Origin of the sequence: Streptomyces sp. NPDC091972, assembly GCF_044756385.1 — a bacterium.
In the GTDB taxonomy this organism is placed as follows: domain Bacteria; phylum Actinomycetota; class Actinomycetes; order Streptomycetales; family Streptomycetaceae; genus Streptomyces.
Genome location: NZ_JBIVSV010000004.1, coordinates 50,537 through 74,476, shown reverse-complemented (window position 1 = coordinate 74,476; position 23,940 = coordinate 50,537). Strand labels below are relative to the sequence as shown.

20 protein-coding genes and 1 riboswitch are annotated in these 23,940 nt (G+C 72.9%); of the genes, 7 read left to right on the top strand and 13 right to left on the bottom strand.

The window, feature by feature from the left end; all coding sequences use genetic code 11:
• Window positions 1–29 precede the first annotated feature (29 nt).
• The gene (locus tag ACIQJT_RS12855; protein WP_365462203.1) at window positions 30–758 is read left to right on the top strand and encodes a ZIP family metal transporter; all 729 of its coding nucleotides are present in this window, start codon (window positions 30–32) and stop codon (window positions 756–758) included.
• A 26-nt stretch (window positions 759–784) separates the two neighbouring features.
• On the opposite strand, the gene cobI is transcribed toward ACIQJT_RS12855, so the two are convergent.
• The 10 genes from cobI to ACIQJT_RS12805 form a co-directional block, all read right to left on the bottom strand.
• Window positions 785–1,537 carry a precorrin-2 C(20)-methyltransferase gene (cobI, locus tag ACIQJT_RS12850; protein WP_402642747.1) on the bottom strand — a complete coding sequence of 251 codons (753 nt, stop codon included), beginning with the start codon at window positions 1,535–1,537 and terminating at the stop codon, window positions 785–787.
• Window positions 1,534–3,018: a cobyrinate a,c-diamide synthase gene (locus ACIQJT_RS12845; protein ID WP_402642744.1), complete on the bottom strand. Its 1,485-nt coding sequence runs from the start codon at window positions 3,016–3,018 to the stop codon at window positions 1,534–1,536. Before ACIQJT_RS12845 ends, cobI begins: the two co-directional genes overlap by 4 nt.
• A 7-nt stretch (window positions 3,019–3,025) precedes the next feature.
• Window positions 3,026–3,625, bottom strand: coding sequence for a cob(I)yrinic acid a,c-diamide adenosyltransferase (gene cobO, locus ACIQJT_RS12840; protein ID WP_402642742.1), 600 nt, complete (start codon window positions 3,623–3,625; stop codon window positions 3,026–3,028).
• Window positions 3,625–5,619: a putative cobaltochelatase gene (locus ACIQJT_RS12835; protein WP_402642739.1), complete on the bottom strand. Its 1,995-nt coding sequence runs from the start codon at window positions 5,617–5,619 to the stop codon at window positions 3,625–3,627. The genes cobO and ACIQJT_RS12835 overlap by 1 nt, the downstream gene beginning before the upstream one ends.
• Window positions 5,616–9,272: a cobaltochelatase subunit CobN gene (cobN, locus tag ACIQJT_RS12830; RefSeq protein WP_402642737.1), complete on the bottom strand. Its 3,657-nt coding sequence runs from the start codon at window positions 9,270–9,272 to the stop codon at window positions 5,616–5,618. Before cobN ends, ACIQJT_RS12835 begins: the two co-directional genes overlap by 4 nt.
• Entirely contained in the window at window positions 9,269–10,780 is a 1,512-nt protein-coding gene (locus ACIQJT_RS12825) for a cobyric acid synthase (protein ID WP_402642735.1), read from the bottom strand. The genes cobN and ACIQJT_RS12825 overlap by 4 nt, the downstream gene beginning before the upstream one ends.
• Window positions 10,777–11,718 (bottom strand): cobalamin biosynthesis protein, encoded by a 942-nt coding sequence (locus ACIQJT_RS12820; protein ID WP_402642733.1) that lies wholly within the window; start codon window positions 11,716–11,718, stop codon window positions 10,777–10,779. The genes ACIQJT_RS12825 and ACIQJT_RS12820 overlap by 4 nt, the downstream gene beginning before the upstream one ends.
• 97 nt (window positions 11,719–11,815) lie before the next feature.
• A riboswitch (cobalamin riboswitch) is annotated at window positions 11,816–11,959 on the bottom strand.
• 130 nt (window positions 11,960–12,089) lie between these two features.
• Complete coding sequence (locus ACIQJT_RS12815) at window positions 12,090–12,311, bottom strand: hypothetical protein (RefSeq protein ID WP_402642730.1); 222 nt, start codon at window positions 12,309–12,311, stop codon at window positions 12,090–12,092.
• A gap of 26 nt (window positions 12,312–12,337) precedes the next feature.
• Complete coding sequence (locus ACIQJT_RS12810; RefSeq protein ID WP_402642728.1) at window positions 12,338–13,576, bottom strand: anion permease; 1,239 nt, start codon at window positions 13,574–13,576, stop codon at window positions 12,338–12,340.
• A 153-nt stretch (window positions 13,577–13,729) separates the two neighbouring features.
• Window positions 13,730–14,458, bottom strand: a complete 729-nt coding sequence (locus ACIQJT_RS12805) for a lysozyme (protein WP_402642725.1) — start codon at window positions 14,456–14,458, stop codon at window positions 13,730–13,732.
• Window positions 14,459–14,605: 147 nt separating this feature from the next.
• Between ACIQJT_RS12805 and ACIQJT_RS12800 the strand changes: the two genes are divergently transcribed.
• From ACIQJT_RS12800 to ACIQJT_RS12790, 3 genes are all read left to right on the top strand, one after another.
• Window positions 14,606–15,301 carry a class II aldolase/adducin family protein gene (locus tag ACIQJT_RS12800; protein ID WP_365462181.1) on the top strand — a complete coding sequence of 232 codons (696 nt, stop codon included), beginning with the start codon at window positions 14,606–14,608 and terminating at the stop codon, window positions 15,299–15,301.
• Window positions 15,302–15,646: 345 nt separating this feature from the next.
• Window positions 15,647–16,822, top strand: coding sequence for an alpha/beta hydrolase (locus ACIQJT_RS12795; protein ID WP_365465386.1), 1,176 nt, complete (start codon window positions 15,647–15,649; stop codon window positions 16,820–16,822).
• Between the two features lie 157 nt (window positions 16,823–16,979).
• Window positions 16,980–18,377 (top strand): hypothetical protein, encoded by a 1,398-nt coding sequence (locus tag ACIQJT_RS12790; RefSeq protein WP_365465383.1) that lies wholly within the window; start codon window positions 16,980–16,982, stop codon window positions 18,375–18,377.
• Window position 18,378: 1 nt separating this feature from the next.
• Here the strand turns inward: ACIQJT_RS12790 and ACIQJT_RS12785 are convergent, their stop codons facing one another.
• The gene (locus ACIQJT_RS12785) at window positions 18,379–18,792 is read right to left on the bottom strand and encodes a VOC family protein (protein ID WP_365465380.1); all 414 of its coding nucleotides are present in this window, start codon (window positions 18,790–18,792) and stop codon (window positions 18,379–18,381) included.
• Window positions 18,793–18,888: 96 nt separating this feature from the next.
• The gene (locus ACIQJT_RS12780; protein ID WP_402642722.1) at window positions 18,889–19,779 is read right to left on the bottom strand and encodes a neutral zinc metallopeptidase; all 891 of its coding nucleotides are present in this window, start codon (window positions 19,777–19,779) and stop codon (window positions 18,889–18,891) included.
• A 267-nt stretch (window positions 19,780–20,046) separates the two neighbouring features.
• Between ACIQJT_RS12780 and ACIQJT_RS12775 the strand changes: the two genes are divergently transcribed.
• From ACIQJT_RS12775 to ACIQJT_RS12765, 3 genes are all read left to right on the top strand, one after another.
• Window positions 20,047–21,645: an ABC-F family ATP-binding cassette domain-containing protein gene (locus tag ACIQJT_RS12775; RefSeq protein ID WP_053849807.1), complete on the top strand. Its 1,599-nt coding sequence runs from the start codon at window positions 20,047–20,049 to the stop codon at window positions 21,643–21,645.
• A 352-nt stretch (window positions 21,646–21,997) separates the two neighbouring features.
• Window positions 21,998–22,219 (top strand): helix-turn-helix domain-containing protein, encoded by a 222-nt coding sequence (locus tag ACIQJT_RS12770; protein ID WP_004002281.1) that lies wholly within the window; start codon window positions 21,998–22,000, stop codon window positions 22,217–22,219.
• A 130-nt stretch (window positions 22,220–22,349) separates the two neighbouring features.
• Entirely contained in the window at window positions 22,350–23,162 is an 813-nt protein-coding gene (locus ACIQJT_RS12765; protein WP_365465374.1) for an enoyl-CoA hydratase/isomerase family protein, read from the top strand.
• Here the strand turns inward: ACIQJT_RS12765 and ACIQJT_RS12760 are convergent.
• A complete protein-coding gene (locus ACIQJT_RS12760; RefSeq protein WP_365465371.1) occupies window positions 23,159–23,875 on the bottom strand; it encodes a nucleopolyhedrovirus P10 family protein in 717 nt (238 codons plus the stop codon). The two genes, ACIQJT_RS12765 and ACIQJT_RS12760, sit on opposite strands and share 4 nt — an antisense overlap.
• Window positions 23,876–23,940 lie beyond the last annotated feature (65 nt).

The following is a 23,940-nucleotide window of genomic DNA, read 5'->3' as shown; positions in this document are numbered from 1 at the left end:
AACGGGGGTTGATCGGATACCAAGGCCCTATGGCGGTCTTCGTCGCGCTCGGCGCGTTCCTGATGACGCTGGCCGGCGGCTGGACGGCACAGCGGGTGACCGACCGCCGCCATCTGGTCCTCGGCCTGGCCGGCGGACTGATGCTCGGCGTGGTCGGCCTGGACCTGCTGCCGGAGGCGCTGCACGCGGCCGGCGACGAGGTCTTCGGCGTACCCGCGGCCCTGCTCCTGTTCGTGGCCGGCTTCCTGCTGGCCCATCTGGTGGAACGCCTGCTGGCCGCCCGCCAGGCCGCGCACGGCGCCGGGGAGCACGACGGGCGGGTGCCCGAGGTCGGCCTCACGGCGGCGGCCGCGATGGTCGGCCACAGCGCCATGGACGGCGTGGCGATCGGCGCCGCCTTCCAGGTGGGCGGCGGCATGGGCACGGCCGTGGCGCTCGCCGTGGTGGCCCACGACTTCGCGGACGGCTTCAACACGTACACGATCACGAGCCTGTACGGGAACGCCCGCCGCAGAGCGCTGACCATGCTCTTCGCCGATGCGGCGGCCCCGGTGCTGGGCGCGGCCTCGACGTCGTTCGTGACCATCCCGGAGGGCCTGCTCGGCGGCTATCTCGGTCTCTTCGGCGGCGCGCTCCTCTATCTCGCGGCCGCGGAGATCCTCCCCGAGGCCCACCACGAACACCCCGCCCGCTCGACCCTGCTGTGCACGGTCGCGGGCGCCGGCTTCATCTGGCTGGTGGTGGGGCTGGCCGGCTGACCGGGCCGCCGCTCCTCCGACGGGCCTCACAACTTGCCGCCCCGGGTGCCGTCCCGCCGCGCGGGCGCGATCAGGGTGGAGAGGTACGGCAGGGGAACCCCGTCGAGCTCGGCGGCCGACCGGATGGACTCGCCCTCCAGCCCCAGCGCGGAACCCCATACCGCGTCCTCGATCCGCCCGGTCTCCCGGAGCGCCTCGGCCACCTCGGCGGCCTGCCGCCCGAACTTGTACGCCACGACCGTCCCGGGCCCGGCGAGCGCGTCCTTGAGCACGGCCGAACCGGCCGTCACGGGCACGAGCGTGAGCGGCTCGGTGCCCTCGGTCAGCACGGCCCCGGAACGCGCCGCGAGATCCTGCATGGCGGTGATGCCGGGCACGGTCTCGACGACGACGCCGGGAACGAGCGCCCCGATGGTGTGGGCGAGATAGGTGAAGGTGGAGTAGACGTTGGGGTCGCCGATGGTCGCGAAGGCGACGGACGCGTGCGCGGCGAGCAGCTGCGCCACCCGCTCCCCGGCCGCGTCCCACGCGGCCTCGCGCCGGCCGTGATCGGTGCGCTCGTTGAGGGCGAAGACGACCCGTACGACCTTCTCCTGCGGCACGTAGTGCAGCACGGTCGCCTCCGCCCGGCCGGGTTCACCGCCGTCCTTCCCGTCAGGCGCGGCCATCACCGGTACGACGACCACGTCGGCGGCGCGCAGGGCGTTGACCCCCTTGACGGTCACCAGCTCCGGATCCCCGGGCCCGACCCCGACCCCGATCAACCTGCTGCTGCTCATGACGTCCGGCACCTCTCCACGAACCGACGGGCGACACCGGGCTCGGACGCCCAGTGCGTGTGCAGGTAACTCGCGTGCACACCACGCTCCACAAAGCCCTCCAGCCGCCGCCGGGGCACCCGCACACCCCAGGCCGCCGCGTCCCCCGCCCCCGGCTCCACCACGGTCCGGTGGAACTCGTGTCCGCGCATCCGCGTCCCGGCGACGGCCAGCGAACTGTCGCTGACGGCCACGGCGTCGCGGTACCCGAGCGTGAGCTTCTCCGTCATCCGTGCCGACGCGTCGAGCACACCGCACATGGGCTGCCCGTCCAGCTCCCGGCACAGATACAGCAGCCCGGCGCACTCGGCGGCGACGGGAGCGCCGGTCTCTGCGAGGGCGGAGACGGCTTTGCGGAGGGGTTCGTTGGCGGACAGGTCGGCGGCGTAGACCTCGGGGAACCCGCCCCCGATGACCAACCCGCTCGTCCCGTCCGGCAGTTGCTCGTCGCGCAGGGGGTCGAAGACGACGACCTCAGCTCCGGCCGCGGTGAGCAGCTCGGAGTGCTCGGCGTAGGAGAAGGTGAAGGCGGGACCGCCGGCGACAGCGACGACGGGAGTGCGCGGCTGCGGGCCCGGTGGGGGCTGGTCGCGCAGTTCCCGGCGCCCCTGAGTCGCCGACCTGGTCGCTGCTTTCAGCCCGTCCGGCGTTTGAGGACGAGGCCTTTCGGGCCGATGGGGGTCTGGGGGCGCAGCCCCCAGGACCTCAGCCGCGTCCCAGGCCGCACAGGACAACGCACCGGCACCCCGAGCCAGCGCCATCAGCCCCTCGAGATCACACCCGGCACGCACCTGCTCCGCCATCGCCGCGACGGAGTCGACCGCATCCGCCCGCCGCTCGGCCACCGGCACCAACCCCAGGTGCCGGGACGGCGTGTCCACCTGTTCCACCCGCCGCAGCACCCCGAACACCGGCACCCCGGAGGACTCCAACGCCTCCCGCAGCAACGCCTCGTGCCGGTCGGAGGCGACCTTGTTGAGGATCACGCCCCCGACCCGCACCTCCGGGTCCCACGAAGCGAACCCGTGCACCAGCGCGGCCACGGACCGGGACTGCGACGAGGCGTCGACGACCAGCACCACGGGAGCCCGCAGCAGCTTGGCGACATGGGCGGTGGACGCCAGTTCACCCTCGCCCGCGGCTCCGTCGAACATCCCCATCACCCCCTCGACGACGGCGATGTCGGCCCCCCGCGCCCCGTGCAGGAACAGCGGAGCCACCAGCTCAGGACCGCACAGGTACGCGTCGAGGTTCCGCCCCACCCGTCCGCTCGCGAGCGCGTGGTACCCGGGGTCGATGTAGTCCGGTCCGACCTTGTGCGGGGACACGGCGAGCCCCCGCGCGGCGAACGCGGCCATCAGCCCCGTGGCGACGGTGGTCTTGCCGCTGCCCGAGGAGGGCGCGGCGACGACCAGCCGGGGGACGGAGGACGAGGAAGTCACGACGACATCACCACTCGATGCCCCTCTGGCCCTTCTGTCCCGCGTCCATCGGGTGCTTGACCTTGGACATGTCGGTGACGAGATCGGCGAAGTCGACGAGTTTCCCGGGCGCGTTCCGCCCGGTGATCACGACATGCTGGGTACCCGGCCGGCTCCGCAGCACCTCCACGACCTCGTCCGTGTCGACCCAGCCCCAGTGCATCGGGTAGGCGAACTCGTCGAGCACGTACAGCTTGTACGTCTCGGCGGCGAGGTCCCGCTTGACCTGCTCCCAGCCCTCCCGGGCCTTCTCCTCGTTGTCCATCTGGGCATCACGCTGCACCCAGGACCAGCCCTCGCCCATCTTGTGCCAGTCGACGGACCCGCCCTCCCCGGACGCCCCGAGCACCCGCAGCGCGTTCTCCTCGCCGACCTTCCACTTCGCCGACTTGACGAACTGGAACACCCCGATGGGCCACCCCTGGTTCCAGGCCCGCAGCGCGAGCCCGAAGGCGGCGGTGGACTTGCCCTTGCCGATCCCGGTGTGCACGACGACCAGCGGCCGGTTCCGGCGCTGCCGGGTCGTCAGGCCGTCGTCCGGCACCACACTCGGCTGTCCCTGCGGCATTACGCGGCCCTCCTCTGTACGTCCTTCACCAGTCCGGCGATCGAGTCGGCCCGCAACTCGTCCAGCGTCACCGCGGTACCCGCCAGTTCACCGGCGAGCTGCCCGGCGAGCCCCAGCCGTACCGGCCCGGACTCGCAGTCCACGACCACCGAGGCGATCCCCTCCGCGGCGAACAGCCGGGCCGCCCGCCCCGCGAGCGCGACCGGCTCGGGCCCTCCGGTGGCCCTGCCGTCCGTCACCACGACGACCAGCGCCCGCCGCGCCGGGTCCCGCAGCCGCTCCACCCGCAGCACCTCGTGCGCCCGCAGCAGCCCGGCCGCGAGCGGGGTGCGCCCGCCCGTCGGCAGCGTCTCCAGCCGGGCCGCCGCCGCGTCCACCGACGACGTCGGCGGCAACGCGACCTCCGCCGCCGACCCCCGGAACGTCACAAGACCCACCTTGTCCCGCCGCTGGTACGCGTCGAGGAGCAGCGACAGCACCGCCCCCTTGACCGCGCTCATCCGCTGCCGCGCCGCCATCGACCCCGAGGCGTCGACGACGAACAGCACGAGATTGCCCTCGCGCCCCTCACGCGTGGCCTGCCGCAGGTCGTCGCGCCGGACGACGAGACCGCGCCCCGAGCGCCCACGGGCCCGCTGGTGCGGGGCGGCCGCCTGCACGGTGGCCGCCAGGTGCAGCTTGGTGAGCGCCCCGCGGGGCCGCCGCGCCCCGGTCGTCCGCCCGTGCTCGGTCCGCGCCCGCGACCGCCGCCCGGCGACGCCGTCCCCGAGTCCGGGAACGCTCAGCGCCTTCGTGCGGAACGGCTCGGAGGCCCGTGCGGCGGCCTGCTCCCCGGCACCGGCCCCGGACGCCTGCGGCTCGCCGTCCTCACCGGCCTCCGGCTGAGCGCCGGACCCACCCCCGTCGGACTGCGGCCCGTCCGACGACGGCGGCTGCCCACCACCCCCACCGGGCCCGTCCGGATCGGGGTCCTCGTCGCCCTCGCCGCTGAACTCCTCCAGCGTCTCGTCGAGCTTGTCCTCGTCGAGCCCCGGCGCGTCGAAGGGGTTACGGCGCCTGCGGTGCGGCAGCGCCAGCAGCGCGGCCTGCCGCACGTCCTCCGCGAGCACATCGGTCCGCCCGGCCCAAGCGGCTAGCGCGGTCGCGGTCCGGGCCATCACGATGTCGGCCCGCATGCCGTCTACCTCGAACGCGGCACAGGTCGCCGCGATCTGCCGCAGCGCCCCGTCACCCAGCCGCACCGACGGCAGCAACTCCCGCGCGGCGACGATCCGTTGCCGTACGGCAGCCTCCTCGTCCGCCCAGCGTGCGGCGAAACCGGCCGGGTCGTCGTCGTGGGCGAGCCGTCGCCGTACGACCTCCACCCGCTGGTCCGGCTCCCGGGAGGCCGCGACCTCGACGGTCAGCCCGAACCGGTCGAGCAACTGCGGCCGCAGCTCGCCCTCTTCGGGGTTCATGGTGCCGACCAGCAGGAACTTCGAGGCGTGCCGCACGGAGACGCCCTCGCGCTCGACGTACGACGCCCCCATCGCGGCCGCGTCGAGGAGGAGGTCGACGAGGTGGTCGTGGAGGAGGTTGACCTCGTCGACGTAGAGGATCCCGCGGTGCGCGTCGGCGAGGAGTCCCGGCTCGAAGGCCTTCACGCCCTCCGCGAGCGCCCGCTCGATGTCGAGGGCGCCGACGAGCCGGTCCTCGGAGGCGCCGACGGGGAGTTCGACCATGCGGGACGGCCGGGAGGTGCCCGGTCCCGGCTCGTGCGGTCCGTCCGGGCAGGCGGGGTCCGGAGCGGCCGGGTCGCAGGAGAACCGGCAGCCGGGGACGACGGCGACCTCGGGCAGCAGCGCCGACAGGGCGCGGACCGCCGTCGACTTGGCGGTGCCCTTCTCGCCGCGCACCAGCACGCCGCCGACCTGCGGCGAGACGGCGTTCAGCAGCAGCGCGAGCCGCAGGTCGTCCTGGCCGACGACGGCCGTGAACGGAAACGGGGTACTCACTTCTCGTCACCCTCCAAGTCGCCCTCGAGCTCCAGGTACGTGGCCCGCAGCCGCTCCAGCGTGTCCGCGTCCGGCTCGGCCCACAGTCCGCGGTCGGCGGCCTCCAGGAGCCGTTCCGTGATGCCCCGCAGGGCCCACGGGTTGGACTTCTTCATGAAGTCCCGGTTCTCGGCGTCGAAGACGTACTCCGCGCTGAGCTTCTCGTACATCCAGTCGTCGACCACGCCGGCCGTGGCGTCGTAGCCGAAGAGGTAGTCGACGGTCGCCGCCATCTCGAAGGCGCCCTTGTAGCCGTGCCGCCGCATGGCGGCCATCCAGCGCGGGTTGACCACCCGGGCCCGGAAGACCCGGTGGGTCTCCTCGCCGAGCGTGCGGGTCCTGACCTGGTCCGGCGTGGCCGAATCGCCCACGTAGGCCTCGGGGTTGGCGCCCGTGAGGTGGCGGACCATGGCGACCATGCCGCCGTGGTACTGGAAGTAGTCGTCGGCGTCGACCAGGTCGTGCTCACGGGTGTCGACGTTCTTCGCGGCCACGTTGATCCGCTTGAACGCGGTCTCCATGTCCCCGCGCGCCGCCCGCCCGTCGAGGCCGCGCCCGTAGGCGTAGCCGCCCCACACCGCGTACACCTCGGCGAGGTCGGCGTCCGAGCGCCAGTTGCGGGCGTCGATCAGGGGCAGCAGTCCGGCACCGTACGCCCCCGGCTTGGACCCGAAGATCCGGGCCGTCGCGCGCCGCCGGTCACCGTGCTCGACGGTGTCCTCGTCGGCGTGGGCGCGCACGTAGTTGGACTCGGCGGGCTCGTCCAGCTCCGCCACCTTCCGTACGGCGTCGTCGATCAGGCCGACCACGTGCGGGAACGCGTCCCGGAAGAACCCGGAGATCCGGACGGTGACGTCGATGCGCGGCCGCCCGAGCTCCTCCAGGGGGATCACCTCGAAGCCCGTGACCCGCCTCGACGCCTCGTCCCACACCGGCCGGCAGCCCAGCAGCGCCAGGATCTCCGCGATGTCGTCACCCTGCGTGCGCATCGCGGACGTGCCCCAGACCGTGAGGCCCACGGACTTCGGGTACTCACCGGTGTCGGCCAGGTACCGCTGCACCAGCGAGTCGGCGAGCGACTGACCGACCTCCCAACTCAGCCGGGACGGGATGGCCTTGGGGTCGACGGAGTAGAAGTTGCGGCCGGTCGGCAGGACGTTGACCAGGCCGCGGGTCGGGGACCCCGAGGGGCCCGCCGGGACGTAACCGCCGTCCAGGGCCTTGAGGATGTGGCCGATCTCGTCGGTCGTGCGGGCGAGGCGGGGCACGACCTCGGTGCAGGCGAACTCCAGCACGGCGACGGCCTCGGGGAGTTCGGTGCCGAGCACGTCACGGACGAGCCCCGGCACGGCCGCCGCGTCCCAGTCCCGCGCCTCCATCCCCTCCGCGACCCGCCGGCACAGCTGCTCCAGCAGGTCGATCGCGTCGGCGGCGGTACGGGAAGGACCCTCGACGAGATCCGACAGCTCGACCGGCACCTTCACCGGGGCGCCCGGCTCGGCGAGCAACTCCTTCTCGCTGAGCCCGAAATGGGCCGCGAAGGAAGCCCGCAGCCCCGGCAGCGCGTTCGCCTGCCCGCCCCACACCTGCGAGGCGCGCAGCACGGCCAGCACCAGGTTGACCCGGGCCTCGTCGACCGGCCCGCCACCGAGGACGTGCAGGCCGTCCCGGATCTGCACGTCCTTGATCTCGCACAGATAGCCGTCGATGTGCATGACGAACTCGTCGAACGCCTCGTCGTCCGGCTGCTCGTCGACGTGCAGGTCGTGGTGGAGCTCGGCCGCCTTGACCAGCGTCCAGATCTGCGCCCGTACGGCCGGGGCCTTCGTCGGGTCGAGGTCGGAGACGAGCGCGTACTCGTCGAGCAGCTGCTCCAGCTTGGCGAGGTCGCCGTAGGTGTCGGCCCGCGCCATCGGCGGCACCAGGTGGTCGACGACGGTGGCGTGCCCGCGCCGCTTGGCCTGGGTGCCCTCGCCGGGGTCGTTGACGATGAACGGGTAGATCAGGGGGAGTTCACCGAGAACGGCGTCCGGTGCGCAACCGCCACTGAGCCCCAGCCCCTTGCCGGGCAGCCACTCCATTGTGCCGTGCTTGCCCATGTGGACGATGGCGTCGGCGCCGAAGCTGTTCTCCAGCCACCGGTAGGCCGCCATGTAGTGGTGCGACGGCGGCATGTCCGGGTCGTGGTAGATCGCGATCGGGTTCTCCCCGAAGCCGCGCGGCGGCTGGATCATCACGACGACGTTCCCGAACTGGAGGGAGGCCAGCACGATGTCGTCCCCGTCGACGTACAGCGAGCCCGGCGGCTCACCCCACGCGTCCACCATGGCCCGACGCAGCTCCGGGTCCAGCCGGTCGAACCACGCCTGATAGTCGGCGAGCGGCACCCGGGCGGGCGCGGAGGCCAACTGGTCCTCGGTCAGCCACTCGACGTCGTGACCACCGGCCTCGATGAGCCGGTGGATCAACTCGTCGCCGCCGGACGGGTATTCGGTGAGCGAGTACCCGGCGTCCCTGAGCGCGTCCAGCACCTGGATCGCCGAGGCGGGGGTGTCCAGCCCCACCGCGTTGCCCACCCGCGAGTGCTTCGTCGGATACGCGGTGAAGACCAGCGCCAGCTTCTTCTCGGCGTTCGGCTTGTGCCGCAGCTTCGCGTGCCGTACGACGATCCCGGCGACCCGCGCGGCCCGCTCCGGATCGGCCACATAGACCGGGACGTCGTCGGGGCCCTGCTCCTTGAAGGAGAACGGCACGGTGATCAGCCGCCCGTCGAACTCCGGGATCGCGACCTGCATGGCCGCGTCCATGGGGGAGAGGGCGGCATCGGACTCGTCCCAGGCCGCGCGGGACGACGTAAGGCAGAGTCCTTGCAGCACGGGCACGTCGAGGTCGGCCAGCGCCCCGATGTCCCAGGCCTCCTCGTCACCGCCCGCCGAGGCCTGCGAGGCGTGGGTGCCGCCGGCGGCGAGGACGGTGGCGACGAGGGCGTCGGCCCCGGCGAGGATCTCGTAGAGCCCGGGGTCGGCCCCGCGCAGTGAACCGCAGTACACGGGAAGGGCGTTGGCGCCCTTCGCCTCGATCGCCTCGCACAGGGTGTCCACGAAGGCGGTGTTGCCGCTCAGTTCGTGCGCCCGGTAGAAGAGCACACCGACGGTGGGACGGCCTGCCACCACGGCACGGTCACCGTGGACGCCGTACTCCGGCATCTTGCGTGGCTCGACGAACCCCTCACCGGTCAGCAGCACGGTGTCGGACAGGAACCGGGCGAGTTCCTCCAGGTTCGCGGGCCCGCCCTCGACGAGGTACCTGAGCGCCTCCGCCACGACACCGGCCGGCACGGACGACTCGGCCATCAACTCGGCGTCGGGCACGCTCTCGCCGCCCAGCAGCACGGTCGGGACGCCCGAGGCCTTCAGAACGGCCAGCCCGTCCTCCCAGGCGCGCTTGCCGCCCAGCAGCCGTACGACGGCGATGTCCGCCCCGTCGAGGAGCGCGGGCAGCTCGCCCTCGACATCCACGCGGGTCGGGTTGCCGATCCGGTAGGAGGCACCCGTGGCGGCCCGGGCCGCCAACAGGTCCGTGTCGGCGGTCGACAACAACAACACTGTGCTCATGCGGGCGCTCCCGGTGGAATGAAAGGCAGTCCTTGCGGCGCGCCGGACTCGATGAGCCGCCACAGCGCGTCCGTGTCCGCGTGCTGTTCGATCAGGTCGCCGAGCCGGTCGAGCTGCTCCTCGCGCAGCCCGGCGAACGAGGTGTCGGGGGCCGGTACGAACCGGCGGCCCGCGGCGGCCGCCACCTCCCGCAGGAAGGCCCGCCGGAAGCCGTCCGACTCCAGCGAGCCGTGCCAGTGCGTGCCCCAGGTCTGGCCGACGCGGCAGCCGTCCAGGAAGGGGACGCCTCCGGTGACGTCGGCGACCCCGTGATGGATCTCGTAGCCCTCGACCCGCTCGCCGAGGGCTTCCCCCTCCGGCCGGGTGAGGGTCTTCTCCCGTGCGAACCGCACCCGCACGGGCAGCACGCCGAGTCCGTCGACCGCGCCGGCGCGCGATTCGACCTCGTCCTCGATGTGCTCGCCGAGGATCTGGAAACCGCCGCAGATCCCGAGGACGGGCCGCTGTTCGGCGACCCGGCGCCGCAGCGCGTCGGCGAGCCCCCGCTCGTGCAGCCACTCCAGCGCGCGGACGGTCCCGCGGGTCCCCGGGATGACGACGAGGTCGGCGTCGGCCAGTTCCTCGGGCCGGTCGACGAACCGCACCACGACACCCGGTTCGGCGGCCAGGGCGTCGACGTCGGTGAAGTTGGACATGAGCGGGATGGCGCAGACGGCTACCCGCAGCACGTCCTCGCCCACCGGAGGGCTCACCGCGGACTCCCGGACCGACCCGCGCAGCGAGACGCGCAGTCCGTCCTCCTCGTCGATGCCGAGACCGTGCCGGAAGGGCAGCACGCCGTAGGTGTGCCGCCCGGTCAGCCCGTGGAGCATGTCCAGTCCCGGCTCCAGCAGCGAGACGTCCCCCCGGAACTTGTTCACCAGGAACCCGGCGACGAGTGCCTGATCCTCGGGACTGAGCAGCGCGACGGTCCCGAAGAAGGAGGCGAAGACCCCACCGCGGTCGATGTCCCCGACGACAAGCACCGGAATGCGGGCATTGCGGGCGATCCCCATGTTGACGATGTCGGTCCGCCGGAGGTTGATCTCGGCCGGACTCCCGGCCCCCTCACAGATCACCGCGTCATACGTGCCCCGCAGCTCGGCGAGACAGTCGAGCACGGTTCCCAGGAGCTTCTGCTGCCGCCCCCCGTGGTACCCGCGGGCGCTCAGCTCGCCGACCGGCTTCCCGAGCAGCACGACCTGACTGCTCTGCTCGCCACCGGGCTTGAGCAGCACGGGGTTCATCAGCGCGGTCGGCTCGATCCGGCAGGCCTGCGCCTGCATGGCCTGGGCCCGCCCGATCTCGGCGCCCTCCCGCGTCACGAACGAGTTGAGGGACATGTTCTGCGCCTTGAACGGCGCGACCTTCACCCCCTGCCGCACCAGCCACCGGCAGATCCCGGCCGTGACGACACTCTTGCCGGCGTCGGAGGTGGTACCGGCGACGAGAAGTCCTCCGCCCGTCATGCGCTGCGCCCCTTCACGAAGGCCCGCGCGGCGACACCGACGCCGAGCGCGAGCAGCCCGACGCGCCGCGACAGCCGCGCCGCGCGCTCGATGTCGTACGGGGCGACGGCCCGCCCCTCCCCGTGCAGCACCGGCCGGTGCTCGACCCGCCCCGCGTACGACAATGTCCCCCCGAGCCGGACGCCCAGCGCCCCCGCGAACGAGGCTTCCACGGGCCCGGCGTTGGGACTCGGATGCCGGTGCGCGTCCTTGCGCCAGGCCGCGACGGCACCCCGGGGATCGTCCCCGGCGAGAGCGGCGAGTACGGCGGTCAGCCGCGCCCCCGGCCATCCGGCGAGGTCGTCGAGCCGGGCGGAGGCCCACCCGAAACGCCGGTACCGGGACGACTTGTGCCCCACCATGGCGTCCAGCGTGTTCACGGCCCGGAACCCGAGCAGCCCCGGCACCCCGCCGACGGCTCCCCACACCAGGGCGCCCACGACGGCGTCGGAGGTGTTCTCGGCGACGGACTCCACGACCGCGCGGGCGATCCCGTCGGCGTCCAGGGCCTGCGGGTCGCGCCCGCACAGATGGGGCAGCCGGTCCCGGGCCGCCTCGACGTCCCCGGCCTCCAGCGCGCGCCCGATGCCCCGGGCCTCCCGCACCAGCGAAGTCCCGCCCACGACGGCCCAGGTGGCGGCGCCGGTGAGGGCGACGGAGGCGGCACGGGAGGGACGTACGGCATGCTCCGCGGCGGCGCCGAGCGCCACCGCGCCTCCCACGCACACGGCGGTGTGCAGTGCGCCCCACCCCCGGTGGTCCCGCCACAGCACCCGCTCCACGGCCCCGGCGGCCCGCCCGAACGCGGCGACCGGGTGCCCGCGACGGGGATCGCCGAGCAGGAGGTCACCGATCAGGCCGGCGGCGGCGCCGTACGCGAAAACGCGATCGGCTCGCATCGGGTCAGCCGATCGCGGGGTCGTTCAGGTGCCTGGTACTGCTGGTCGATCGGCAGGCGAGCATCGCGTCATGTCCTCACTCAGGGTGTCCACGCCCTGGTTCGACGAGTCCGGCGGCGAGAGTTCCTGGCTCCCGGGGGTGTCTACCCCGGTGACAGTGGCGGGACCGCGCCGGATTCGCACCGGCTTCCTCTCCTGCCGCCGTATATGGCTCCGGCAGTCCACCACGGGCCTTCAAGACCCGTCAACTTGCTGTTGACCTGCGGCGGGGGAGTGTGCAGAACCCCACACCGCCGGTCACGGAAGACGGCCGGGCGGGCACGGAAACCGAGGTTCCGTGCCCGCCCGGCCGTCGAGTGACGGGAGTGCCGTCAGGCCACGATCAGATGGATCCCGTAGGCCACCGCAGCCGCGCACGCCGCGAAGCAGGCGTAGGCGCCGGTGACCGCGAGGATCGCCGAGCCGCCCTGGGCCGTGGCCCGCTCCTGGCGGGAGAGGCCCATGATGCCGAGGGTGAACAGGGCCACGAGGCCCACGGTGACGACGAGGCTGACGCCGAAGACGGAGCCGAGTGCTTCCCAGTCGATCTGCATGGTGAGGCTTCCTTAGTACTGCGGGCTCAGACGGCGGCCGGCGGGGCTGCCGGTTCCGTCGTGGCGGGCGGGGCCGGGATCGTGGCGGTGAGTTCCTCGGCCACGGGGCCCGCGGGCGGCGGGATCACGGCGGCGATCGCCGTGGTCACCACGCCGGCCGGCTCGTCGGTCTCGTTGACGTTCGACGCGTCCACGACCTCGCGCCGCGAGATCTTCCAGATCGCCGCGCTGGAGGCGACGAGGAAGACCGCCACGATCGCCGTGCCCCAGTCACCGAGGTCGGTGACCGACTCGGCCAGGGCACCCACCAGGGCCGCCGCCGGCAGCGTCAGCCCCCAGGCCACGAACATCCGGGTGGCCGTGGACCACCGCACGACCCCGCCCTTGCGGCCGAGGCCCGCGCCCATCACCGAACCGGAGACGGAGTGCGTGGTGGAGAGGGAGAAGCCGAGGTGGGAGGAGGCCAGGATGACGGTGGCCGCGCTGGTCTGGGCGGCGAAGCCCTGCTGCGGCTGGAGGTCGGTCAGGCCCTTGCCCATGGTGCGGATGATGCGCCAGCCGCCGAGGTAGGTGCCGAGCGCGATGGCCAGACCCGCGGAGAGGATGACCCAGGTGGGCGGGTCGGAGTCGGGGGCGACGGCGCCGCCGGCGACCAGGGCGAGGGTGATGATGCCCATCGTCTTCTGCGCGTCGTTGGTGCCGTGGGCGAGCGAGACCAGGCCGGCCGAGGCGATCTGGCCGGTGCGGTAGCCCTTCGCGGCGGCCTTGCCGTCGGCCTTCTTGCCCAGCGAGTAGGAGAGCCGGGTGGCCAGCATGGCGGCGACGCCCGCGACGATCGGCGCGGCGACCGCCGGGATCAGGACCTTGGTGACGAGCGCGTCGCCGTGCACCGCGCCGAAGCCGGCCGAGGCGATGGTGGCGCCGATCAGACCGCCCATGAGGGCGTGCGAGGAGCTGGAGGGCAGTCCCACCAGCCAGGTCAGCAGGTTCCAGAGGATCGCGCCGACCAGGGCGGCGAAGATGACCTCGGGACGGATGCCGGTCTCGTCGACGAGACCCTTGGAGATCGTGTTGGCGACCTCCACCGAGAGGAAGGCGCCCACAAGGTTCAGCACGGCGGACATGGCCACCGCGACCTTGGGCTTGAGCGCACCGGTCGAGATGGTGGTGGCCATCGCGTTGGCGGTGTCGTGAAAACCGTTCGTGAAATCGAACGCGAGTGCGGTGACGACCACAATCGCGAGGATCAGCGAGAAGTTTTCCATTTACCCAGGCAATCGTTCGAGGTCATTGGCATGTTGAAGGTAAGTAACCTGGATGAACGGAAGGTGAACTGAGGCGGGCCGCATGGTGACCGGAATCTTCGGCTATGGCTTTGCCGAACCCCGCGGCCCCCGTGCGCCCCAGGCGCCCCATGGCTAGGCCCCGGCGGCGAACCTCTTCAGCTGCCGCGCCGACCCGTTGAAGAGATTCTGGTCACCCGGCAGGCTGCCGCTGTTGTCGTACTGCCAGATGGTCCAGTAGGACCACCCGCCGGGCAGCGCGCCCGGGTCCGACCCGTAGCGTGCCATCCACAACGCGTGATCCCCGGCGAAGGCGCCGCTGCCGCCCGTGCAGGCGTTCCACCAGTGGGCGGTCGTGTAGATCACCGGCCGGCGACCGGTGAGCCGCTCGACCTCCTCGCTGAACGACCGGATCCAGCCGACCATCCTCGCCCTGCTCAGGCCGTAGCACTTGTGCTTCCTGTCGTACGGGTTGTACTCGACGTCCAGCGCGGGCGGCAGCGTCCAGCCGTCCGCCGACCAGGCGCCGCCGTTGCGCACGAAGTACGCGGCCTGCGCCCTGCCCGACGACCTGTCCGGCAGCGCGAAGTGGTACGCCCCGCGGATGATGCCCGCCTCGCGCGCCCCGTTGTACTGCTGTCCGAAGCGCGGGTTGCGGTAGTCGGTCGACTCGGTCGCCTTGACGTACACGAACCGGGCGCCCTTGGCTCTGGCCTTCCGCCAGTCGACGTTCTTCTGGTGCGAGGAGACGTCGTGCCCCCTGGGCAGGTCCGCCGCCGGGGCGGGCGACCCGGCGAGCGCCACGCCTCCGACGGCGAGCAGGACCAGGGCAAGGGCCAGGGCGTTCCTGCGGTCACGGGCCATGTGTCCCCCGAAATGGCGTCGTGTGCGACAAAGTCCAGAGGCTACTGGAAGATCGTCGAATTACGGTCCATTCCCGGCCAAGCCGCACAAGAGGGGCGAAGCCCCGGCCCCGCGACGGCCCGGCGCCCCGGCTGGCAGGATCACGGCATGGCTGAGCGAGGGCAGGATCAAGAGGGACGGAACGGCACGCGAGAGGTGCGGCCCGAGGAGGCGGACGCCTGGGGCGAGTTGGTCGACACGGCCCGCCGTACGGTCACCGACGGACTGGTCGTCGGCACCTCCGGCAACGTCTCGGTACGCGTCGGGGACACGGTCCTGGTCACCCCCTCGGGCGTCCCCTACGACCGCCTCACGCCGGACGACGTGACGGGAGTCGACCTGCGGGGCCGCCAAACCCTCGGCACCCTGGTGCCGACGAGCGAACTCCCCATGCACCTGGCGGTCTACGGCAGCACCGACGCCCGCGCGGTCGTCCACACCCACGCGGTGCACGCCACGGCCGTCTCCACGCTCGTGCCCGAGCTCCCCACGATCCACTACATGACCAGCGCGCTCGGCGGCCCCGTCCGGGTCGCCCCCTACGCCACCTACGGCACCGCCGAGTTGGCCGAGAACATGCTCCGCGCCCTCGCCGGCCGCTCCGCCTGCCTCCTCCAGAACCACGGCACGATCACCTACGGCAGCACCCTCGCCCAGGCCTACGACCGCACGGCCCAACTCGAGTGGATGTGCCACCTGTGGCTGACGGCCCGCTCGGTCCCGGACCTGACCCCGAACCTCCTGACGGAGGAACAGCTCGCGGAAGTGGGGGAGCGGTTGCGGGGGTACGGGCAGCGGCCGTAAGGGGTGCTCGGTGGCGCCCCTGGTGGGCCATGTGGACGCTCGTGCGGCCGCGTACGGCGGTGAGGGGACGGGGTGGGGGGTGTCCGCCCGCAGCGGCCGGCGTCCGTCACCGAGCCCTGCTCAAGAGACCGAGCCGCCGGACCGAGGACGGACACCTCCCACCCCGGCCCCGCCCCCAAACCGCACCGCACGCGCTACACAAGCCCCCACCGGAGCCGGGCAGGCCGCCGCAGGCATCAGGGGCGCGGGGAACTGCGCAAAAACGCCCGCCCCCACCAACCCGCACCCGCCCCCAAAACGACCGCCCACTGGCCCCAACCCCCATCCCCCGCGACACTGAAAAGCGTGCGCACTGTCAAAGCGACGGCCGCCGCCGTCACCGCAGCCCTGGCCGCCGGCGCCGCCGGAATCGTCGCCGGGCGGATCGCCAGCGACGCCGGACTGAAGGCGCCCGCGGGCCGCCCCCTGCCCGGCGAACCCCGGCTCACCGTCCACTCCACCGCCGCCGGCCGCATCACCCTCACGCGCGACCTCGCCACCCTCCGCCCCGGCACCTACGGCCTGGCAGGCGACGCCTCCCACGCCGTCGTGGGGCCCGTGCTCGCCGCGGAACCGCACTCCGCCGACACCGTCGTCCGCCGACTGGAGCGCGTCACCCACGGCACCCTGGCACCCGGCGACAAGGTGTGGCTCACCCCGAACGCGTACGTCGGCGACCCGGGGTCGGCCCTCGGCCTCGACCACACCGACGTCGAGATCCCTGGCGAACTCGGCGCCCTGCCCGCCTGGTTCGTCCCCGGAGTGCGCGACACCTGGGTCATCGCGGTGCACGGCCTCGGCACGACCCGCGAACACGCCCTGAACGTCATGGAGTTCCTGCACCGCCACCGCTTCCCGGTCCTCGCGCCGGTCCACCGCGGCGACGTCGGCGCCCCCCGCCCGCCGGACGGCCTGAACCACTTCGGCGAGACCGAGTGGCGCGACCTGGACGCGGCGATGCGCTACGCCGTCAGCAACGGCGCCCGCCAACTCGTGCTGCACGGCTGGTCCACCGGCGCCACGATGGCCCTGCGCGCCGCCGCCCGCTCGGGTGTGCGCGACCGCGTCAAGGGGCTCGTGCTGGACTCCCCGGTGCTCAGCTGGGAGCTGACCCTGCGTGCCCTCGCCGCGGCCCGCCGCACCCCCGGCGTCCTCCTCCCGCTCGCGGTGCGCGCGGCCCAGGGCCGCACCGGCCTGCCCAGCGGCCACTCCGGCCTGTACGCCGACCGCACCGTCCCCTACGTCGACCACGCGGACCGCACCGACGACACGGGCCCCGGCGTATCCCCGCCGCCGACCCTGCTCATCCACGGCCCCGACGACACGATCGCCCCCTGGGACCTCTCCCGCCGGCTCGCCGACGCCCACCCCGACCGGATCGCCCTCCACACGGTCCGTCAGGCCCCCCACGCGGCGATGTGGAACGCCGACCCGAGCGGCTACGAAGAGGCACTGCGCCGTTTCCTCACCCCGCTGATGTGACCTCAGGGCGCCCCGGTCCCGCAGCTTCCGTTTAAGCCCGTACCACTGGCCTGATCTCGGCGTATGCCCCTCCGCGCGGCCCCGCCGCGGGACCCGCCCGGGTCCCGCGGCGGCATTCCGTTTGGGTTTTCGGACCGTCAACCGGAAGACTGCACCCGTGACGTCCCGTATCCCGCGCGACTCCAGGCTTCGACTCGTCCGCCCGCGACCCCTGGCCGCCGCCCCCACAGCCGTGAACCAACGGCGCCCACGGCGCCCCGCGCCCCGCCCCCCGGAGGGCACACCGGCCCCCGCGGAACTGGCCAGAATGGCGCGCACCGGTCTTGCCGCCGCGGCCCGCGTCGCACACTGGGCCGACGGTGCCCTGGGACCCGGTCGGGACGGCGCGGGCTCCGACGGCAGTGGCACGCTCTCCGACGAGACCGCCGCCCGCGCGGCCGCGGACCTCGGCCTGACCGCGGCCCAGGTCCGCGCCGACTGGGACACCGCCCGCCTCGCCGGCCTCGTCGAGGTGCACGGGGACAACGCCCGCCCGGGCTGGCGGCTGCGCGCCTGGGACCGCGACGACAGTGCCGTCCTGCGCGGCTGGGTCGCCCTCTTCGACGCCTGGTCGCTCGCCTTCCCGGAGCCCGCCGACCGGGAGCCCGCCGCCGTCGCCGAGGTCGTCTCGGCCATGCCCCAGGTACTCTCCTTCCTCCAGTTGTCCGCCGGTCCCGTCCCCGTCGAGCAGCTCCTGGACCTCCTGGAGCAGCGGGTCACCGAACTGCGCACCGAGCGCTGCGAGATCCCCTACGGCCCGCAGCCGGAGCCCGTGGAGGAGCCCGAGACGGCCGACGCGCCGCTCGCCCCGCTTCTCGACTGGGCCCTGCGTGCCCTCGCCTCCGTCGGCGCCCTGACCTACGGCGACGGCCAGGCCACCCTCACCCCGCTCGGCAGCTGGGCGGTGTGGGTCAAGCTGGAGCAGATCTGCGTCGCCGCCCAGAGCCCCGCCGGCAACATCGAGGTCGCCGCCGAGGAGATGCTGCGCGGCTGCGCCCAGCTCCGCCCCAACGCGGCCCGCGCCGAGTACCGCGCGTGGCTCGCCGCCCGCCCCGTCGGCAGTGCCGTCACCGAGCTCCTCGGGGCCGCCCGCGGGGACGACGCCCTGCTGCGCGGCCTGGCCTTCGAGGCGCTGCGGGTGGTCGGCGCCCCCGCCGAGCCCGACGTCCGCGCGGTGGCCGACGAGCCCACCCTGCGGCCGTACGCCCTGCTGTGGCTGGCCGAGCACGACGGGATCGACCCGGAGGACGCCCACGAGGTCCTCACCCGCGAGGAGGCCACCTGGCTGTGGGTCGACACGGCTGCCGCCGTCGCGGACCACGGCGAGGCCCCCATGCTGGTGCGGCACCTGGAGTCCGCCCTCCAGCCGACGGTGCCCCAACTGCTCGACGAGGTACGGGCCGTGGGCCATCCGCGCACCGTGCAGGTCCTGGTCGCGCTCGCCGCCGCGCACCCCGACCCGGCGCTCGCCAAGGCCGTCCGCCGCGCCGCCTTCCAGGTGCACACCGGCGGCTGAGTCAGGTGCGGGTCTGCGGGGCGTACGTCCCGAAGCTCCACACATTGCCCTCGGCGTCCCGGGCCATGTAGTCCCGCGAGCCGTAGTCCTGGTCCGTCGGGGGCATCAGGATCTCCGCGCCGTGCTCCACGGCGCGGCGGTGATGCGCGTCGACGTCGTCCACGACGACGTACACCCCGGCCGGGCCCGCGTCCTTCATCAGCTTGTCGTAGGCGCTGCCGGTGCCCTTGGAGCCGAGCATCACCACGCCGTCGCCCTGCGCGAGCTCGGCGTGCGTCACCAGGCCGTCCTCGCCCTCGTACACCGCGAGCTCGGTGAAGCCGAAGGCCTCCGTGAGCTGCTTGACCGCAGCCTTCGCGTCCGCGTACAGCAGTGCCGGGCAGATGCTCGGGCGTCCACCGCCGGTCCCCGTCATGCCGATCACTCCCTTGTGACCAAAAAGCCGGACATCGATCCGTGGACCAGTCTCGCAGCGACCACTGACAGCCGCCCCCGCACCGGACACCGGCCGTCACCGGAACGTGTCGCACCGCTCCAGCTCGCCGCTCCGGTACCCCTCGCGGAACCACTGCTGCCGCTGCTGCGCCGACCCGTGGGTCCACGACTCCGGTGTCACCCGGCCCTGGAACCGCTCCTGGATCCGGTCGTCGCCCACGGCCGCCGCCGCGTCCAGGCCGTCGGCGATGTCCGCGTCGGTCAGGCTCGTGATGAGCGGGCGGCCCGTCGACTCGTCCTTCGTGGTGGTCGCGTGGCGCGCCCACACCCCGGCGTAGCAGTCCGCCTGGAGCTCCACCCGCACCGCGTTGCTGCCGGCGCCGGTGCGCCCGTCCTGCGACCGGCTCAGCGTGCCCATGAGGTCCTGCACGTGATGGCCGTACTCGTGCGCCACCACATACGCCTGCGCGAACGGCCCGCCGGAGGCCCCGAACTTCGAGCGCAGCTCGTCGAAGAACCCGAGGTCCAGATAGACCTTCCGGTCGCCCGGGCAGTAGAACGGCCCGACCGCCGAGGTCGCCGAGCCGCACGCGGTGCCGACCCGGTCGCCGAAGAGGACGGTGGGGGAGGGGGTGTAGGTGGCGCCGCGCCGCTCGAACTCCTGGTCCCAGTAGTCCTGCACGCTGTTCACCACGGCCACCGTCCGGCAGTCGTCGCGGGTGTTCGCGTCCTGCCCGGTCCGGCAGCTCCGCTCGACCTCGGCGAGGCCGGAGGCCGTGGCCGCGGGCTGTCCGCCGCTGTCGGTGAGCCCGAGCTGGTCCGGGCCGACACCGAGGAAGAGACCGAGGAGCAGCACCACCAGCCCCCCGATGCCACCGCCGATGGTCGCCTTCCCGCCCGGGATGCGACTGCCGCGCACGTCCTGCACCTCGGAGGTGTCCAACCTGGCGTCGTCGTCGAACTGCATGCGGACACCGCCCTCTGCGCTCACCGGTCCCCCGCAAGGCATCCTCGCCCGGCGGCCCCTCCCCGGCCTCGGACACGCGACCGAACGAGGGACGGCGACGGGACCGACCGGATACCCGGAGCGAGACCAACCGAACACCCGAACCCAGAAAAAGTGCTTGCACGCCCCCGTTAGACTTGGCCCATGGCCATTCTCCTCGCGCATTAGACGGCGGGAACGTCCTCAGCCGCCCATCCGTCAATCCCGAATCCGCCCTGGAGTCTGTCCGTGATCTCCGCCTCCGGTATCGAGCTGCGCGCCGGCGCCCGAGTCCTCATCGAGTCCGCCACCTTCCGAGTCGCCAAGGGCGACCGCATCGGCCTGGTCGGCCGCAACGGCGCGGGCAAGACCACCCTCACCAAGTGCCTGGCCGGCGAGGGCATCCCGGCCGCGGGCCAGATCACCCGCTCCGGCGAGGTCGGCTACCTCCCCCAGGACCCCCGCACCGGCGACCTCGACGTGCTCGCCCGCGACCGCATCCTCTCCGCGCGCGGCCTGGACGTCCTGCTGAAGAAGATGCGCGACAACGAACAGCGCATCGCCAACGGCCAGGGCGCCACCCGCGAGAAGGCGCTGCGGCAGTACGAGCGCCAGGAGACGGAGTTCCTCACCAAGGGCGGGTACGCCGCCGAGGCCGAGGCGGCCACCATCGCCGCCGCGCTGAACCTCCCCGACCGGGTCCTCGGCCAGCCCCTGCACACCCTCTCGGGTGGTCAGCGCCGCCGTATCGAGCTGGCCCGGATCCTGTTCTCGGACGCCGACACCCTGCTCCTCGACGAGCCGACCAACCACCTCGACGCCGACTCGATCGTCTGGCTGCGCGACTACCTCAAGACGTACCGCGGCGGCTTCATCGTGATCTCCCACGACGTCGACCTGGTCGAGACGGTCGTCAACAAGGTGTTCTACCTGGACGCCAACCGCGCCCAGATCGACGTCTACAACATGGGCTGGAAGCTCTACCAGCAGCAGCGGGAGGCCGACGAGAAGCGCAGGAAGCGCGAGCGGCAGAACGCCGAGAAGAAGGCCGCGGCCCTGCACTCGCAGGCCGACAAGATGCGCGCCAAGGCCACCAAGACGGTCGCCGCGCAGAACATGGCCAGGCGCGCCGACAAGCTCCTCTCCGGCCTCGAAGCGGTCCGGCAGCAGGACAAGGTCGCCAAGCTGCGCTTCCCCGAGCCCGCGCCCTGCGGCAAGACCCCGCTGATGGCGGAGGGCCTGTCGAAGTCGTACGGCTCGCTGGAGATCTTCACCGACGTCGACCTGGCCATCGACAAGGGCTCCCGCGTGGTCATCCTGGGCCTCAACGGCGCGGGCAAGACCACCCTGCTGCGCCTGCTCGCCGGCACCGAGCAGCCCGACACCGGCGCGGTCGTGCCCGGCCACGGCCTCAAGCTCGGCTACTACGCCCAGGAGCACGAGACCCTCGACCCGGAGCGCACGGTCCTGGAGAACATGCGCTCGGCGGCCCCCGACCTCGACCTCGTCGAGGTGCGCAAGACGCTCGGTTCGTTCCTGTTCTCCGGTGACGACGTCGACAAGCCGGCCGGGGTCCTCTCCGGCGGTGAGAAGACCCGCCTCGCGCTCGCCACCCTGGTCGTCTCCTCGGCGAACGTCCTGCTCCTCGACGAGCCCACCAACAACCTCGACCCGGCCAGCCGTGAGGAGATCCTCGGCGCGCTGCGCACCTACAAGGGCGCGGTCGTGCTGGTCACCCACGACGAGGGCGCCGTCGAGGCGCTCCAGCCGGAGCGGATCATCCTGCTGCCGGACGGCGTCGAGGACCTGTGGGGCGCGGACTACGCGGATCTCGTCGCCCTCGCCTGACCGTCGCCGCCGCTTGATCGAATGCGTGATCAACGGCGTATGGATCATTCGGCCCACCGGTGATCCATCATCTGTGTGAGATCTCCTCGTACCGAGGTGTGTCCTACATCGATTTCGCGGCCGAGCCCTTCATCGACAAGGGCTCGGCCGTCGTGCGTCTCTGACCTGGCACTTCACAAAGGAACCCGTTCGGCGGTACGAACGCGCCCGTGTGGAATCAGGGATTCCATATGTGGGGACGCGCTCCTGTCGTCAAAACCATGTCTCACGGACCTTGCCGAATGGGTGGCCATGAACGCCCGGAGGGGTGATCATGAGAGAACCAGAGCGCACTTCCCATGAGGAGGCACGGGTGGCCGAGACTCTGAAGAAGGGCAGCCGGGTGACCGGCGCCGCGCGCGACAAGCTCGCGGCAGACCTGAAGAAGAAGTACGACTCCGGTGCGAGCATTCGGGCACTGGCCGAGGAAACCGGCCGCTCGTATGGCTTCGTGCATCGGATGCTCAGCGAATCGGGCGTCACGCTTCGTGGGCGTGGCGGAGCGACGCGGGGCAAGAAGGCCGCTTCGTCCTGAACCGGGCGGCTCATCGTCTTCGATGGTGACCACCCGGTCGGTCGGCCGACTGGCCGGGTGGTTACTGTGCAGTCACTTAGCTGTGCCGTCCCGCGGCACGGAGGATGACCGCACCCATCGGAGGCGCCCCATGGCGACGTCCGGCCAGGATGGCCAGGAACTCGTTCCCCTGCTCGACAAGGACGGCGTACGGCTCACCGTCGAGGACACCCTCGCCACGGTGACGCTGACCAACCCCGCCAAGCGCAACGCCCAGAGCCCGGCTCTGTGGCGGGCGCTCGCCGAGGCCGGCCGGCTGGTGCCGGGCTCCGTCCGGGTCGTGGTGCTGCGTGGCGAGGGCAAGTCCTTCTCCGCCGGACTCGACCGGCAGATGTTCACGCCCGAGGGGATCGAGGGCGAGCCGTCGTTCGTCGACCTGGCCCGCAGTGGTGACGCCGAACTCGACGCCGCCATCGCGGAGTTCCAGGAGGGCTTCACCTGGTGGCGGCGCAGCGACCTCGTGTCCATCGCCGCCGTGCAGGGCCATGCCATCGGCGCGGGCTTCCAGCTCGCCCTCGCCTGTGACCTGCGGGTCGTCGCCGACGACGTGCAGTTCGCCATGCGCGAGACCAGCCTCGGCCTGGTCCCCGACCTCACCGGCACCCACCCTCTGGTGGGTCTCGTCGGATACGCCCGGGCGCTGGAGATCTGCGCCACCGGGCGCTTCGTCCTGGCCGAGGAGGCCGTGAGCACCGGCCTCGCCAACATCGCCGTACCCCTCGACCAGCTCGACGGAGCGGTCAGCGACCTCGCGGCCGCCCTCCTGTCCGCCCCCCGCGACGCGGTCATCGAGACCAAGGCGCTGCTGCGCGGCGCCCAGGACCGGACCTACGACGAGCAGCGCGGCGCCGAGCGCGCGGCCCAGGCACGCCGGCTGCGGGACCTCGCCGGAGTGGGCGACTAAACCGCCACGGCCGTCACCAGCACGGCCACCGTCGGACCGTCCGGCAGCGCCGCTCCCACGGCGGCGCGGACCTCCCGGGCCACGTCGAGGGCCCGGCGGTCCGCGCCCACCGCCAGTTCGACGCGGACATGGCGGCGCGGCAGCGAACCGGCCCCGGTCTCCCGGTCCTCGACGTGCACCGGCCGTCCCAGCACCCCGGTCAGCCGGTCCACCCCGGGCACCGCCAGCGCGGCGACCCCGGCGAGGGTCTCGTCACCCGGCCCCGCCTCGGCCGGACGCGGCGGCTCGGACGCCCGTACGGCGGAACGCTCCGCGTCCTCCTCCAGCAGGGCCGTCACCCGCAGGTCCACCTCGACCAGCTCCAGCCCCAGCCGCCCGGCCGCCGCCCCCGCGAGCGCGCCGCGCAGCCGCTCCGCCGTCACCGGCAGCGGCTGGGCCGGCACGGCCTCGAACTCCGCCGCCAGCCGCAGCGGCCCGGGCGGCAGCGCACTCGGAGGCGCCGGTACGGCGGACTCGTACGTCTCCTCCGGACGGGCGAGCCCGATCCGCACCGCGCCCAGCCGCACATTCCGCAGGTCACCGGCCGCCGCCCGCAGCACCTCCCGGGCCGCCTCCTCGGAGATCCACGCGCCGTCACGCGGCCCGCCCAGCGGCAGCAGCCTGCCGAGCCCGAGCTGCTGCCGCACCGTCCGTGCCCACTGCTCCGCCGTCATTCCTCCAGCCTGCCGCATCTCCGGCGCGCGTTCGCGCAACCGCGCTTACGGTGGTCGAAGGAGGA

Bases quoted from the DNA above. Each gene is read 5' to 3' on its own strand.
- ACIQJT_RS12765 (WP_365465374.1), top strand. From the start codon at position 22,350: ATGGCGACGTCCGGCCAGGATGGCCAGGAACTCGTTCCCCTGCTCGAC.
- ACIQJT_RS12855 (WP_365462203.1), top strand. From the start codon at position 30: ATGGCGGTCTTCGTCGCGCTCGGCGCGTTCCTGATGACGCTGGCCGGC.
- cobN (WP_402642737.1), bottom strand. From the start codon at position 9,272: ATGAGCACAGTGTTGTTGTTGTCGACCGCCGACACGGACCTGTTGGCG.
- cobI (WP_402642747.1), bottom strand. From the start codon at position 1,537: ATGAGCAGCAGCAGGTTGATCGGGGTCGGGGTCGGGCCCGGGGATCCG.
- ACIQJT_RS12820 (WP_402642733.1), bottom strand. From the start codon at position 11,718: ATGCGAGCCGATCGCGTTTTCGCGTACGGCGCCGCCGCCGGCCTGATC.
- ACIQJT_RS12815 (WP_402642730.1), bottom strand. From the start codon at position 12,311: ATGCAGATCGACTGGGAAGCACTCGGCTCCGTCTTCGGCGTCAGCCTC.
- ACIQJT_RS12780 (WP_402642722.1), bottom strand. From the start codon at position 19,779: ATGCAGTTCGACGACGACGCCAGGTTGGACACCTCCGAGGTGCAGGAC.
- ACIQJT_RS12800 (WP_365462181.1), top strand. From the start codon at position 14,606: ATGGCTGAGCGAGGGCAGGATCAAGAGGGACGGAACGGCACGCGAGAG.
- ACIQJT_RS12825 (WP_402642735.1), bottom strand. From the start codon at position 10,780: ATGACGGGCGGAGGACTTCTCGTCGCCGGTACCACCTCCGACGCCGGC.
- ACIQJT_RS12810 (WP_402642728.1), bottom strand. From the start codon at position 13,576: ATGGAAAACTTCTCGCTGATCCTCGCGATTGTGGTCGTCACCGCACTC.
- ACIQJT_RS12785 (WP_365465380.1), bottom strand. From the start codon at position 18,792: ATGACGGGGACCGGCGGTGGACGCCCGAGCATCTGCCCGGCACTGCTG.
- ACIQJT_RS12760 (WP_365465371.1), bottom strand. From the start codon at position 23,875: ATGACGGCGGAGCAGTGGGCACGGACGGTGCGGCAGCAGCTCGGGCTC.
- cobO (WP_402642742.1), bottom strand. From the start codon at position 3,625: ATGCCGCAGGGACAGCCGAGTGTGGTGCCGGACGACGGCCTGACGACC.
- ACIQJT_RS12805 (WP_402642725.1), bottom strand. From the start codon at position 14,458: ATGGCCCGTGACCGCAGGAACGCCCTGGCCCTTGCCCTGGTCCTGCTC.